Source organism: Calidifontibacillus oryziterrae (assembly GCF_000331575.1).
Lineage (GTDB): Bacteria > Bacillota > Bacilli > Bacillales > Bacillaceae_J > Calidifontibacillus_A > Calidifontibacillus_A oryziterrae.
This window is the reverse complement of record NZ_KB223527.1, coordinates 1,331,963-1,347,201: the sequence shown is the minus strand read 5'-3', so window position 1 is coordinate 1,347,201 and position 15,239 is coordinate 1,331,963. Positions and strand designations below refer to the sequence as shown.

The 15,239-nt window shown below is 38.1% G+C and carries 12 protein-coding genes; all 12 read left to right on the top strand.

Annotation, left to right across the window (positions count from 1 at the left end):
• Window positions 1-3 precede the first annotated feature (3 nt).
• Window positions 4-690: a CoA transferase subunit A gene (locus tag D612_RS0115205; RefSeq protein WP_017756347.1), complete on the top strand. Its 687-nt coding sequence runs from the start codon at window positions 4-6 to the stop codon at window positions 688-690.
• Complete coding sequence (locus tag D612_RS0115200) at window positions 674-1,330, top strand: 3-oxoacid CoA-transferase subunit B (protein WP_017756346.1); 657 nt, start codon at window positions 674-676, stop codon at window positions 1,328-1,330. Before D612_RS0115205 ends, D612_RS0115200 begins: the two co-directional genes overlap by 17 nt.
• 13 nt (window positions 1,331-1,343) lie before the next feature.
• The gene (locus tag D612_RS0115195; RefSeq protein ID WP_017756345.1) at window positions 1,344-2,357 is read left to right on the top strand and encodes a TAXI family TRAP transporter solute-binding subunit; all 1,014 of its coding nucleotides are present in this window, start codon (window positions 1,344-1,346) and stop codon (window positions 2,355-2,357) included.
• 36 nt (window positions 2,358-2,393) lie between these two features.
• Entirely contained in the window at window positions 2,394-4,358 is a 1,965-nt protein-coding gene (locus D612_RS0115190; protein ID WP_017756344.1) for a TRAP transporter permease, read from the top strand.
• Between the two features lie 12 nt (window positions 4,359-4,370).
• On the top strand, window positions 4,371-5,216 hold the full coding sequence (locus tag D612_RS0115185; RefSeq protein WP_017756343.1) for a 3-hydroxyacyl-CoA dehydrogenase: 846 nt from the start codon (window positions 4,371-4,373) through the stop codon (window positions 5,214-5,216).
• 15 nt (window positions 5,217-5,231) lie between these two features.
• The gene (locus D612_RS0115180) at window positions 5,232-6,011 is read left to right on the top strand and encodes an enoyl-CoA hydratase/isomerase family protein (RefSeq protein WP_017756342.1); all 780 of its coding nucleotides are present in this window, start codon (window positions 5,232-5,234) and stop codon (window positions 6,009-6,011) included.
• 15 nt (window positions 6,012-6,026) lie between these two features.
• Window positions 6,027-7,181, top strand: a complete 1,155-nt coding sequence (locus D612_RS0115175) for an acyl-CoA dehydrogenase family protein (protein ID WP_017756341.1) — start codon at window positions 6,027-6,029, stop codon at window positions 7,179-7,181.
• A gap of 3 nt (window positions 7,182-7,184) precedes the next feature.
• A complete protein-coding gene (locus D612_RS0115170; RefSeq protein WP_017756340.1) occupies window positions 7,185-8,375 on the top strand; it encodes a thiolase family protein in 1,191 nt (396 codons plus the stop codon).
• 315 nt (window positions 8,376-8,690) lie between these two features.
• Window positions 8,691-9,674 (top strand): NAD(P)H-dependent flavin oxidoreductase, encoded by a 984-nt coding sequence (locus tag D612_RS0115165; RefSeq protein ID WP_017756339.1) that lies wholly within the window; start codon window positions 8,691-8,693, stop codon window positions 9,672-9,674.
• Window positions 9,675-9,699: 25 nt separating this feature from the next.
• Window positions 9,700-11,046 carry a hypothetical protein gene (locus tag D612_RS0115160; protein ID WP_017756338.1) on the top strand — a complete coding sequence of 449 codons (1,347 nt, stop codon included), beginning with the start codon at window positions 9,700-9,702 and terminating at the stop codon, window positions 11,044-11,046.
• A 356-nt stretch (window positions 11,047-11,402) separates the two neighbouring features.
• Window positions 11,403-13,790: a 3-hydroxyacyl-CoA dehydrogenase/enoyl-CoA hydratase family protein gene (locus D612_RS0115155; protein WP_017756337.1), complete on the top strand. Its 2,388-nt coding sequence runs from the start codon at window positions 11,403-11,405 to the stop codon at window positions 13,788-13,790.
• 151 nt (window positions 13,791-13,941) lie between these two features.
• On the top strand, window positions 13,942-15,117 hold the full coding sequence (locus D612_RS0115150) for an acetyl-CoA C-acetyltransferase (protein ID WP_017756336.1): 1,176 nt from the start codon (window positions 13,942-13,944) through the stop codon (window positions 15,115-15,117).
• The last annotated feature ends 122 nt before the right edge of the window (window positions 15,118-15,239 follow it).

The window sequence follows — 15,239 nt, the reverse complement described above, 5'->3', positions numbered from 1 at the left end:
AAAATGAAAAAATTAATAAGCTCGGAGGAAGCTATTCAATTTATTAGAAATGGCGACACCCTACTTGTCGGGGGATTTGGTCTATCTGGGACACCTTTAACAATCATTGATGAAATAGCAAATTCCGATAAAAAAGATTTAACAGTGATTAGTAATAATTTAGGTGAGGAGGGAAGAGGGTTAGGGAAACTTTTAGTAGCTGGTAAGTTAAAAAAAGCAATGGGATCGTATTTTACAACAAATCGTGATGCTGTCAAGGCATGGTCAAATGGAAAACTCGAGATAGAACTTATACCTCAAGGGACTTTAGCTGAAGCTATTCGCTGTGGCGGTGCTGGGATAGGCGGCTTTTATACAAAAACGGCTGTTGGTACGAAACTTGCTGAAGGAAAAGAAGAAAAAATAATCGATGGTGAAACCTTTATTTTAGAAAAAGCAATTAAAGGTGATGTAGCGATTATTAAAGCACAGAAATCTGATACTCTTGGGAATTTAATCTATGACAAAACAGCGAGAAATTTTAATCCTGTCATGGCTACTGCAGCTACAACTGTAATTGCAGAGGTAGATGAAATTGTTGAAGTTGGCACATTTTCTCCTGAAGAAATTGTAACACCCCATGTATATGTGGATTATGTAGTTTTAAATAAATATATCAAAAAAGGGGGGAGATATGTTGAGTCAGTCTGATCGCATCAAAATTGCCAAGCGTGTTGCAGAAGAATTAGTAGAAGGCGAAATAGTAAATTTAGGTGTCGGGATTCCAACTCTCATTCCTGATTTTTTAGGTGAGAAAAAAGTGTATCTTCAATCTGAAAATGGTCTCTTAGGAATGGGGCCAACTCCCGCAGAAGTAGATGTTGATATGGATTTGATCAGTGCAAGCAAGAAACCGATTACATTTGACGTAGGTGCCTCACTTTTTGACAGTTCTGACTCCTTCTTAATGATAAGGGGAGGGCATATTGATGTGGCAGTCTTAGGAGCGCTACAGGTCGATGAATCCGGCGAGGTGGCAAACTGGGCAGTGCCTGGGGAAACAATTCTAGGTGTTGGTGGAGCGATGGATTTAGTTGCAGGAGCAAAGCGAATGATTATTGCTTCTACACATTGTTCTAAAGACGGTTCGCCAAAGCTAGTAAAAAAGCTAACGTTCCCAAGTAGTGGGAACCGGAGGGCTGATATGGTGATAACAGAACATGCCGTTTTCAAATTTAGAGAAGGGAAAATGTATTTAGTTGAAATCATATCAAATATATCTATTGAAGAATTAAGGGATATAACAGAAGCAAGCTTTGAAGTATTACAAATACAATCAAATGTTATTTAAGGGGGATTTTTTAATGAAAAAATTATTAGTCGTTATGTTGTCACTATTTTTATTGATCTTTGCTGCATGTTCTTCAGAGGAGGCTAGCAATAATGAGGCTAGTACTAATAACAATGGAGACGCCAATTCAGAACCAGTAGGACCACCAAAAGATATGGCGTTTGGTTCAGCAACAGTTGGTGGATTCTGGTACACACTTTCTGGAGCAATGGGAGAAAAAATGAAAGAAGTTTTCCCTGACTCTTCTGTAACAGTGGTTGAGGGTGGATCAGTTGCCAATCTTATCGGTTTAAGTCAAGGTACGTTTGCGCTTGGTTTTAGTAATGGACAAACTGTTCCAGAAGCGCTAAATGGAATTGGGCCGTTTGAAGAAAAAATTGAAAATGTTAGTACAGTAGCAACATTATATCCAAACATTCTTCATCTTGCTGTTCGTGCAGACTCAGATATTTATAGTTTAGAAGATTTAAAAGGTAAAAAAGTAAGCCCTGGAATTAAAGGGTATAGTGGAGAGCTAGCTTTCATTGATGCTTTAGATGCAGTTGGTATGTCTTATGACGATCTTGGAGGAATTGAGTATATTGGTACGGCAGATGCAGCTGACTTGCTTCGTGATGGTCATATAGATGCGATTTCAAATATGCTATCAGCGCCTGTTTCCACATTCCAAGAACTAGATACAACAGTAGGAATCCGGTTAATTCCATTAGGCGATGAAGTTGTTAGCAAATTACATGAAAAAAATGCAGGTTATTTAGAGTACACAATTAAAGGCGGCACTTATCCAAACGTAAAAGATGATATTAAAACAGTTGCGGGTTATACCGTTCTTTTAGTTAACGATGATCTTATGGATGAAGAATCTGTTTATAAACTTACAAAAATGATGGTTGAAGAGGCTGAAACTTGGAGAACTTTGTCAACTATTATGAATGATTTTGATGCTGAATATTCAGTAGTAAATAACGTTGGGAATCTCCATCCAGGTGCAGAAAGATACTATAAAGAAATTGGGGCATTACAATAATAACAATCTATTCCTCTTTGAAAAGAAGGTGAGTTAATGAATAAAGGTCAAACAGAGGTACAAGATCATAATATTGAAAGTGAATATGATGAGGATGGTGTACAACATGGAAAGCTGCGCTCTTTAAAGGGCGCAGCTGGTATAATCATCGCATCGATTGCAGTAATCATGTCGCTATTTCACCTTTATACTGCTTTTTTTGGAGTATTTGAGTCTATTTTGCAACGCTCAGCCCACTTAGCTTTTGCATTAATTTTAACATTTGCCATTTACAAACCAACAAAAAAGGTTGTTAAGGACGGAAATATTCCTTGGTATGATTGGTTGTTTATCGCACTTTCCATAGGTGCTTATTCTTATTTTGTCATGAATGCTCAAGAAATATCATCTCGAATGAGCTATATAGAAAAACTGACTCCATATGAGATAGGGATTGGAATAGTTGCTGGGTTGTTATTAATAGAAGCAACTCGACGTGTCATTGGAAATACGTTAGTAATCATTATATTCGTTTGTATAGTCTACGGTGTATGGGGCCATCTCCTTTCTGGGACACTTTCTCATCGTGAATTTACAACAATGTGGATCGTGGATCATCTTTTCTACACTGCAACAGGTATATTTAGTACGCCATTAGGAGTATCCGCAACCTTTATTTTCCTCTTTATTTTGTTTGGAAAGTTTCTTGAGGTATCGGGTGCGGGACAATTTTTTATAGATTTATCAGTAGCAGGGATGGGGAAATATCGTGGTGGACCAGCCAAAACTGCTATTGTGGCTAGTTCAATTTTAGGAACAATCTCTGGTAGTGCGGTAGCGAATACGGTCACGACAGGGGCTTTTACGATTCCGCTTATGAAAAAAACAGGTTATAGAGGACACTTTGCTGCTGCAGTTGAATCTGTTTCTTCAACTGGTGGTCAAATAATGCCGCCTATTATGGGAGCATCGGCCTTTATCATTGCTTCCTATTTAGGTGTTCCGTATATGGATATTGCGATTGCAGCTATCGTGCCGGCATTGCTTTATTATTTGTGTTTATATTTCCAAGTGGATTTAAGGGCTCAACGTAATGGGTTAGTTGGGCTTAAGAAAGATCAGTTGCCAAATTTTTGGAATGTATTTAAAGGTGGCTTTCTGTTCTTTATACCACTGATTGTAATTGTTGTCATGCTCGTAGGTGGATCTTCTCCAATGAGAGCCGGTCTTTTTTCAATCGTTGTAACGATAGTGGCTGCGGCTGTGAAAAAAGCAACCCGATTATCCTTTTCAAAAATTATTAAGGCTTTGGAACTAGGAGCTAGAGCATCAATTGAGACGGCAATTGCCTGTGCTGCCTCAGGTTTTATCATTGGGATTATTGGATTGACTGGAATAGGCCTGAAATTTAGCAGTATAATTATCGAATTATCAGGGGGTATTTTGATTATTACCCTTATCTTCACTATGATTACAAGCATTATTTTAGGTATGGGTCTCCCGACAGTTGCAGCATATATTGTTCAGGTGCCATTAACTATACCGGCATTAGTTGAACTTGGTGTATCACCACTTGCGGCCCATATGTTTGTCTTTTATTTTGCTGCTTTATCGGCAATCACACCGCCAGTTGCCCTTGCTGCATTTGCAGGTGCTGGTCTTGCAGGAGCAGATCCAATGAAAACTGGATTGACTGCCGTAAGACTTGGATTAGCGGCCTTTATTGTTCCATTTATGTTCGTTTATGGTGAAACCCTTCTTCTAGTTGGAGGGGCTGCTGATATTGCTCTATCGGTAGTTACATCGATAATCGGAATCATAGGTTTGGCCTTTGCGGCAGAAGGATGGATGTTACGTCATGCTTTTTGGTATGAGAGGGTCATTTTATTTAGTGGTTCGATATTAATGGTTATCCCAGGATTCACCTCGGATGTAATCGGTATTGTTATTCTTGCAGCAGTATTTGTATTTCAGAAATTTGTTAAAAAAGATATCGACGTCAATAAGCCAATTGCAGGATAAGGAGGAGAAGGAATGGACATAATTACCGTCGTAGGATCGGGTGTAATGGGGAAGGGCATCGCTTATACAAGTGCTATTTCTGGATTTAAAGTGTTTTTAAATGATATTAACGAAACAGTTTTAGAGAAAGCGAAACAAGATATATATGGACTTTTGGAAGGCAGTTGTCAAAAAGGGTTTATCTCAGCGGAGCAACTTGCTACAGCAAAAGAAAATCTAGTTTTCGAAACAAATTTAGAGAGTGCTGCAAAGGATGCTGATCTAGTAATTGAAGCAGTATTAGAAAAAATAGATTTAAAGATTGAGATTTTTAAAAAGTTGGATGCAATTTGTCGACCAGACACAATTTTAGCGACAAATACTTCAACAATGAGTCCTACAGAAATTGGTGCACAAACAGCTCGCCCAGATAAAGTCATTGCAATGCACTTTTTTAATCCAGTTCATAAAATGAAACTCATCGAATTGATTAGAGGTCTAGAAACATCAGATGAAACAGTTCGAATTGTCAAAGAAATATCAGAAAAATTGAATAAGGAAACAGTTGAAGTTAATGAATTCCCTGGCTTTGTTACATCGCGTATGAATTGTTTAATAGGAAACGAAGCGATGAACATGTTGATGGAGGGGGTAGCCTCAGCTGAAGACATTGATAAAGCTATAAAACTAGGACTTAATCATCCGATGGGGCCGTTAGAGCTCGCGGATTTAGTTGGTCTAGATACGCGTTTGCGAAATATGGAATATCTGTATCAAACCTTGGGTGAAAAATATCGTCCAAGCCCGATACTTCTCAAGTATGTAAAAGCTGGAAGGCTAGGGAAAAAGAGCGGTAGTGGCTTCTATCATTATTCGTAAGAGGGTGATTATAAGATGCAACAATATGAGAATCTTCTCGTTCGTGTTGAACGAGGTTTAATGTGGTTAACAATTAATCGTCCTGAACTTCGAAATGCTTTAAATAAGGAAACGTTACAGGATATAGAGGATGCTTTTTCATGGGCAGAATCTACTGATGAAGTAAAAGTTATTATTGTACAAGGAGCTGGAGAAAAGTCCTTCGCCGCTGGAGCCGATATAAAACAGCTTCGTGAAAGGAAAATGCTAGATGCTCTAATTCCAGGTATGCAAGGTCTCTATAAGAAAATTGAACAATGTAGCAAGGTTACGATTGCAGCCGTAACAGGCTACGCTCTTGGTGGGGGCTGTGAACTGGCGATGGCTTGCGATATTCGGGTAGTGACGAAAAAAGCGAAATTTGGCTTACCGGAATTAAATCTTGGGATTATTCCGGGAGCAGGGGGGACCCAGCGCCTTACTAGAATTGTTGGTAAAGGTAGAGCTTTAGACATGATCCTTACAGGGAAAATTATTGATGGCGAAGAGGCTGAAAGGATTGGACTAGCTACATATTTAGCTGAAGAAGGAAAGTTAGAGGAAGAGGCTGAATCAGTTGCCAATAAAGTCATTGAAAAAGGACCTGTAGCTGTAAAACTAGCAAAATTAGCAATTCATAAAGGCTTTGATGTTGATTTAGAAACAGCAATGTTAATAGAAAAGCTATCTCAAGCAATTGCATTTGGAACGGAAGATAAAAATGAAGGAACGGAAGCATTTTTAGAAAAAAGGAAAGCAACGTTTGTAAATCTGTAAAAGGAGAGGTTAAGGATGGATTTTAGTTTTTCAGAGGATATTGAATTTTTAAGAAGTAACGTACGGAAATTTGTGAAGGAAGCAGTAGATCCTTTTGCAATGGAAATTGAAGAAAATGACCATATCCCAGAAAAGATAGTGGAAATGTCTAAAGAAATGGGACTATTCGGACTTAGTATACCTGAAGAATATGGTGGTCTTGGATTGGACATGGTTGGGAAGTGTGCGATTTATGAGGAGCTTGGAAAAACTCATAACGGTTATACAACATTGATTGGCGCCCATTCAGGCATTGGATCTGTCGGAATAGTTGAACTTGGTACTGAAGAACAAAAGAAAAAGTATTTGCCAAAGATGGCAACTGGTGAATGGATTGGTGCCTTTGCTCTAACAGAACCTAGTGCGGGTTCAAATGCGGCAGCGTTAAAAACGACTGCAGTTCGTAAAGGTGACAAATATATTATTAATGGTTCTAAGCATTATATAACGAATGCAGTTGATGGTCATATTTTTACAGTTATGGCTGTTACAGACCGTGAAAAAGGTGCAAAGGGAATCACTTCATTTATAGTTGAAAAGGATTTTCCTGGTTTTATTGTCGGAAGTGTTGAGAAAAAAATGGGTTTAAGAGGCTCCCATTCTGCTGAGCTGTTTTTTGAGGATCTAGAAGTTCCTGCGGAAAATGTTCTTGGAGCTGAAGGCCAAGGATATATTAATGCATTAAAAATACTTGCCAATGGTCGTGCTGGTTTAGCTGCAAGAAACTTAGGCTCTTGTGAAAAGCTTCTTGAGTATTCATTACAATATGCGAAGGAACGTGAGCAATTTGGGAAACCAATTATTGAAATTCAAACGGTTCAAAATATGTTATCCGAGATGAGTATGCAAATTGAAGTACTTAGATCGATCACTTACCGTGTTGCTTGGATGACTGATCAAAAAATGAGGGTTGTAAAGGAAGCAGCGATTGCGAAATTATTTGGTTCAGAAGTTTACAACAAAGTAGCTGATTTAGCTGTGCAAATCCATGGTGGAATCGGATATATGAGAGATTATCCAATTGAAAGATATTACCGTGATGCAAGGATTACAAAAATTTATGAAGGTACTTCAGAAATTCAACGTAATATTATTGCAAATGAATTAAAACGTGAAATTGTGGGGGTATAATTGATGAAGCAACCATATATCGTTGAATCGGTCAGAACAGCAATCGGTAGAATGGGAGGCACACTAAAGGATATCACTGTAGATGTCCTTGCTGAGAAAGTGATAAGAGAGGTCCTAGTTCGATCAAATCCAGAAGTTGAAGTGGATGAAGTCATTTTAGGCCAGGCAAAGCAAAGTGCGGATACTTCCAATCTTGGTCGTTTAGCTGCTTTAAAAGCCGGATTACCAATAACAACAACTGGATTCACCATACATAGGCAATGTGGATCTGGTCTTCAAGCGATTAACACTGCAGATATGCAAATTAGACTTGGATATTCTGATGTAATAGTAGCCGGTGGAGCAGAAAGTATGAGTACGGCTCCTTATTACATCCGCAATGCTCGCTATGGTATTCAGGCAGGCAATAGCCTTATTTTAGACCCGAATACAGAGAGTCAACCATGTTCACAGCCAATTGAAACATACGGAAACTTAACGATGGGAATGACGGCGGAAAATTTAGCGGAGAAGTACAATATTTCAAGAGCTGATCAGGATGAATTCGCATTACGTAGCCAAGAGCTTGCAAATGCTGCAATTGAATCTGGCCGTTTTGAAAAGGAAATTGTTCCGATCGAAATAAAAAGTAGGAAAGCTACAACGATATTTAATACCGATGAACACCCGCGAAGTACGACAATTGAATCTCTTTCAAAACTGAGGGCGGTATTTAAGGAAAATGGTAGTGTTACGGCTGGTAATTCTAGTGGACGTAATGATGGAGCTGCGGCAGTCTTAATGATGACAGAAGAAAAGATGAATCATTATGGATTGAAGCCTAAAGCAAAAATAATTGCTCAAGCGGTAAGTGGAGTTTCCCCTGAAATTATGGGGATTGGTCCAGTTACTTCAACGTTTAAAGCTTTAAAACAATGCGGACTTTCGATGGATGATATTGACTTGATTGAATTAAATGAAGCATTTGCTGCTCAATCATTAGCTGTAATCCGAGAAGCGGGCATGAACATCGATAAAATTAATGTAAATGGCGGAGCAATTGCGCTTGGTCATCCTATTGGGGCAACAGGGGCGATTATCATGACAAAGCTTCTCCATGAGATGGAACGAAGGGGCAAGAAATATGGATTAGTTACACTTTGTATTGGTGGTGGCCAAGGGATATCCACTATTATTGAAAACCTTCAAGTTTAGGAGGATTCTACTATAAAGAGATTACATTAAAGAGATTACATTTTCAAACATAGTATGTTAAACAATAATTGCCTCCTTGGAATCATGTGGATCAGCGTTGAATAGTTGCGGTATTAGGTCCTTCAATTATATAACCAGGGAGGTTTTCTTTTATATTTTTTTCGCATCACACTTGCTTTTTTGAATAGGGAAATGGTGGAAAGAGTAGAAAGGCGGTAGTGTTATGGTTTGTGAATACTCATTTATAATTAGTGAAAATTCAGTTTGGAATTCTATGTGGCGAGCTTTTAAAGATTCAAAAGGAATTTTAACGCTATGCTAGAAACAACAATAACAAAAATGTTTAATATTCGTTATCCGATAATCCAAGGAGGTTTGCAGGGACTTGGTACATCATCGCTTGTAGCGGCAGTTTCGAATGCAGGTGGTCTTGGCCTTATTACAGCAGGAAGCTATTCATCGAAAGAAGAAATGCTTCGAGATATTGAGGCGACAAGGAGACTAACATTAGAGCCGTTTGGCGTGAATATTACAATTGGTGTACGTAAACCGATGGATGAATTTGTAGAAGGTGTAATTGAAGCCGAAATTCCAGTCGTTTTTACTTCTGGTAATAATCCGGAAAAATATATCGATCTTTTCAAACGACATAATATCAAGGTAGTTCATGTCGTTCCATCAATTCGCTTTGCAAAAAAAGCAGAAAAGCTTGGGTGTGACGCGGTTGTAGTCGTTGGATTTGAATGCGGTGGTCATCCTGGCAAGGATGAAGTAACAAGTCTTATCCTAGTACAAAAGGCTGTTCAACAGTTGTCTATACCAGTTATTGCAGCAGGTGGATTTTCTACTGGGAAATCAATGTTAGCTGCCTTTGCTCTTGGTGCCCAAGCAATCCAAATGGGAACTAGATTTTTAGCGACGAAGGAAGTACAACTACATTCACTATTAAAAAGTAGATTACTCCAATTACAGGAAACGGACACAATAATAGTAAAAAAGTCAATTGGAAAGCCAGCGCGAGTTATGAAAACAGATGTCGCCATAAAACTTGCGAAGTTAGAAGAGAATGGGGCATCATTTGAGGAAATTTTTCCGTTTATAAGTGGGGAAGCTTATCAGGAATTGATATCAACTAGTAATGATAATCGTGGAGTTTTAGCTTTAGGACAAACGGTAGGTCTAGTAAATGAGATAAAAAGTGTCCAAGAAGTGATTCAAGAAGTCATTACTGAGTATGAAATTCAGCTACAATCTTTAGCAAATCATTTTAAAAATACTACATGTAGTGATCGAGTGTAGTAATTTGGGAATGGATTAGAGCAAAATGGTGCGATTTTCGTTAATATTGAGTTTATGTTTTCTATACATTCTCCAATCATTTATTAAAAGTGATGGGTTAATTATCGTATTTGATATCGTAGCTGTAATGGTTTATCTTTTTTTATTTCCCCTCTTGGATCACAAACAGAAAAAATTCACTCTAACTTTATTTTTAACAGGGATTGTCATTCACTTTTTTGTAGGAGATAGTGGAATTGCATTATTTCAAGGAATCACTCAAAATATGGCTCTTCTAGCTATCCTTGTATTAGCGCCATTGCTATCAGTTCCATTAAAAAGAGAAGGAGTGATGGACACTGTTGTTTTTTATTTAAACGGATTGAAAAATAATCCCCGCAATATCTTTTATGGAATTAGCTCATTTATGTTAATTCTTGCACCTATACTAAATATGGGTGCTTTGAGGATTGTTCATGGATTTGTTGAAAAAATTAAAATTACACCTAACATATTATCTAATTCGTATTATTATGGATTTACGCCAGCTGTTATGTGGTCACCATTTTTTGCTTCCGTAGGAATTGTTGTCTATTATCTTGATATTACTTATATTTCTTATGTGGCAGTTGGGGCGATATTTGCACTTATCCAAATTGCTATTGGGTATTCGATCCTTCGACCAAGAAGCTTTGAAAATTCAAATAACGTTACTGGTAGAGAACAGGAAGTGCCACTCAACATTCATCAAAAAAAACATTTATCCTTATTAATCGTATTTGTTTTTGGTCTCGTAGCGTTATTAATCGTGTTGGAACAACTAACTAATAAGTCAATGCTTCTTTTAGTTAGCGTTGTTTGTTTAATTATTCCAATTATATGGGTATTATTAAGAAAAAGGACCAATGTAATTATGGAGGAGGTTGCTCAATATAAAGATCGAGTCATTATGCAAAAAACTGAGATTTGTCTATTTTTAAGTGCCGGTTTATTTGGCAATGCGATTTCTCATACACCAATTAAAGGGCATTTAGAACAGATTATGCAATGGTCGGCAACAAAGTCAGTCGGGATCTTATTTCTTTTCATTATTGTTTTTGTTACACTAATGGCATTCCTAGGTGTTCATCAAATCATTGTGATTCCGCTAATTATAACATCATTGAATCTTTCAGAAATTCATATATCTGCAGTTATTATAGCGTTTATGTGTATTTTTACATGGATGCTATCATCTGCAATTTCTCCATTAAATGCAATGAATATCATTATTAGCCAATGCGTTAGAAAAAATGGTTTAACTGTAGCATTTAGGTGGAATGGTAAGTATTTTTTAACACTAACAGGGATGGCTTTTCTCTATGTTTATATAGTAAGTTGGGTCGGTATTTAATAAGATTATCTATGAATCTTCAATATAAATATAGAAATCTTGTATGATATCCGAAATTTTTAGTGTTCCATTGAACTAAAGAAAGAGTCATACTACTAACTCTGTCAAGTTAGAAGGATGGGTTGACACTTTTTTTGGTTCTTTGGAAACATGGCAAACTTGTCTTAATGATCAATAATAAAATGTTAAATAATATTGGTTAAAAAGCTTATAATATATTTATTTAAAATATTGATAAAATTTTAAAAATAATTTATAGTTATAACTACAGGAGATAAATTATGTAATAATTATCTTATTTTTTTACCAGTAAAATGAATGAGTGTTCATTCAATAGGGATAGGGGAGGAGAAAAAATGAGTCGAATGATCAAAAAAGCTGCAGTTTTAGGATCAGGGGTAATGGGGTCTGGCATTGCTGCACATTTAGCCAACATTGGGATTCCGACATTACTACTTGATATTGTACCAAGGGAGCTAACTGAAGCAGAAAAAGCAAAGGGCTTAACATTAGAGGATATGCAGGTTCGTAACCGTTTAGCAGCTGAGTCCAAGCAAAAATTATTAAAACAAAAACCAGCTCCATTAACTTCAAAGGAAAATCTTCATTTAATTGAAGTTGGGAATATGGAGGACGATCTTGGGAAGCTAAGTGAAGTTGATTGGATTATTGAGGTTGTTGTTGAACGATTAGATATTAAAAAAGCGGTGTTCGAAAAAATAGATCAAGTTCGTAAGCTTGGAAGTATTGTAAGCTCAAATACTTCAGGTATTTCAATTGAAGCGATGGCAGAAGGACGATCAGATGATTTTAAAAAGCATTTTCTCGGGACGCATTTCTTTAATCCACCACGCTATTTAAAGCTGCTTGAAGTTATTCCGACGAAGAGTACAGATCCAGAGGTTCTCAGCTTTATGAAGACGTTTGGAGAAAATGTTCTTGGTAAAGGCGTTGTAGAAGCAAAGGATACACCGAACTTTATCGGCAATCGCATCGGCACATATGGTTTACTCGTAACTGTCCGCGAAATGATAAAAGGTGGCTACAGTGTCGGAGAAGTAGATTCTGTAACTGGACCAATGATTGGTAGACCAAAAAGTGCAACTTTTAGAACGCTCGATGTTGTTGGGTTAGATACGTTTGCACATGTAGCCAAAAATGTGTATGAAAAAGTTGAAGGCGATGAGCAAAAAGTATTTGAAGTGCCTGCCTTTATGAAGGAGATGCTTGAAAAAGGCTGGCTTGGAAGTAAATCTGGTCAAGGCTTTTTCTTAAAGCAAGGGAAAGAAATTCTTGAATTAAATGTAGAAACATTAGAGTATGAACCACGCAAAAAAATGAAAACGGCTTCAACAGAGATGACAAAGCAAGTAAAAGGCTTAAAAAATAAGCTCAGTGCCTTAGTTTATGCCGAAGATAGAGCAGGACAATTTTTATGGAATATTTTAAAGCCAACACTACTATATTCAGCGCAGTTAGTTGGTGAAATTGCAGATGATATTGTTTCTATTGATCAAGCAATGAAATGGGGCTTTGGCTGGGAGCTAGGACCGTTTGAAACTTGGGATGCAATTGGTTTAGAAAAGTCTATTGCAAAAATGGAACAAGAAGGAGAACAAATTCCTGCTTGGGTTAAAAAGCTATTGGCCTCAGGAGCTACGTCTTTTTATGGGAAAGAAAATGGTGAGGTAACATACTACCATCAAGGTGAGAGCAAAGTACTGAAAGAAAACCCGAAAGTGATTCATCTAAAGCGGATTAAAGAGCAAAAGGATGTCATTAAGAAAAACAGCGGTGCAAGCTTAATTGACCTTGGTGATGATGTAGTTGGACTTGAATTTAATTCTCCTAATAATGCGATCGGTTTAGATATTATCCAAATGGTAAACTTTGCGATCGAAGAAGTTGAGCGAAATTACAAAGGTCTTGTTATTGGGAATCAAGGCAAGAACTTCTGTGTTGGTGCTAACTTAGCGATGATGCTAATGGAAGCGCAGGACGAAAACTATTTTGAGTTAGATTTCGTTGTACGTCAATTCCAAAATGCGATGATGAATATTAAATATAGCAGTCGACCTGTTGTATCAGCACCATTTGGAATGACATTAGGCGGTGGAACTGAAATTTCATTACCTGCCGCTCGTATCCAAGCCGCTAGTGAAACATATATGGGTCTTGTTGAAGTTGGTGTAGGGCTGATCCCGGGTGGCGGTGGAAATAAAGAATTGTATATTCGCCATTTCGAAAAATTACCTAAGGAAGCTAGTCATAGTGACCTGCAAAAAATCGCAATCCGTACTTTCGAAACGGTGGCAATGGCAAAGGTTTCAACATCTGCTCATGAGGCGAAGGAACTTGGTTTCATACGTGCTCAAGATGGTATTAGCTTTAATGGTGACCACTTGTTGCATGATGCAAAACAAACTGTACTTAGTTTATTTGAAAAAGGTTATCATGCACCACAGCGAAAGAAGATTCCAGTTGTCGGCGAAGCTGGCCTAGCAACAATGATGTTAGGTGCAGAAAATCTTAAAAACTCAGGATATATTTCGGATCACGATTTAAAAATAGCTGGGAAATTAGCTCACGTGATTGCAGGCGGTCGTGTTCCAGAGGGAACGTTAGTTGATGAACAATATTTATTAGATTTAGAAAGAGAAGCATTCCTTAGCTTAATTGCTGAGCCGAAATCACAGGCAAGAATGCAGCACATGCTTGTGAAGGGGAAACCTCTTCGTAACTAATTCATCTTAACTAAGCGATGCATATGTCAAACGACACTATACGAAACTATGAAACTAATGGTTTGCGGGCAGCAATTTTAATGCAGAATCTTTGGCTATATTTTTATAAGAAATGTAGATTTTGCAGGAAATTTATAAGGAGGGGAAAGGTGTGAAAGAAGCGGTAATTGTTGCTGGTGCTAGAACACCAGTAGGAAAAGCAAAAAAAGGTACACTTGCTAATGTTCGCCCAGACGATTTAGGGGCATTAACAATAAAAGAAACGCTAAAGCGTGCAGGAAATTACGAAGGAAATATTGATGATGTCATTATTGGCTGTGCGATGCCTGAGGCTGAGCAAGGGATGAATATGGCGCGTCAAATTGGAGCGTTAGCTGGGCTTTCTTATGAAACGCCGGCAATCACCATTAATCGTTATTGTTCGTCTGGTCTACAAGCGATAGCTTATGGTGCGGAGCGAATTATGCTAGGGCAATCCGATACGATTATTGCTGGTGGCGCAGAATCGATGAGTTTAATTCCAATGGCAGGCCATGTGATTAAACCAAATATAAAGCTTGTTGAAAGTGCACCTGAATACTACATGTCAATGGGGCATACAGCAGAGGCCGTTGCTAATAAATACAAGATTAGCAGAGAGGAACAAGATGATTTTGCGGTCCGAAGTCATGCTCGTGCAGCAAAAGCGATAGCAGAAGGTAAATTCAATGATGAGATCGTACCAGTTGAAGTAGTCATGCGCTCTATCGGTGCCGATAACAAGGTGCAGGAACGGACAGTTTTATTCAGTCAGGATGAAGGGGTCCGCGCGGATACAACCATAGAAGGACTTAGTAAATTGAAGCCAGCTTTCAATATTGCAGGCTCAGTTACAGCTGGTAATTCATCACAAATGAGTGATGGTGCTGCAAGTGTATTATTAATGGATCGTGAAAAAGCACAAGCAGAAGGGCTTGCGCCGATTGCGAAGTTTCGCTCGTTTGCAGTTGGCGGTGTTCCACCAGAATTAATGGGTATTGGCCCAATCGTTGCCATACCAAAGGCGCTTAAATTGGCAGGTTTATCAGTAGCTGATATTGGTTTGTTTGAATTGAATGAAGCATTTGCATCACAATCCATTCAAGTTATTCGCGAGCTTGGTCTAGACGAGGATATTGTAAATGTAAATGGTGGTGCTATCGCATTAGGACATCCATTAGGATGTACAGGAACGAAGCTAACCTTAAGTTTGATTCACGAAATGAAACGCCGCAATGTTCAGTTTGGTGTTGTCACAATGTGTATTGGTGGCGGAATGGGAGCAGCAGGAGTATTCGAGCTCATTTAATTAGCGGTGAAGGTAGTAATTGTATCTCGCTATTTTGAGACATTAAGATTCAGGAAGAATGATTCCTGTGGTTGAGTAAGATCGCCTACCGGGAATTTAACTGGAATCTAAGCGCCATGATT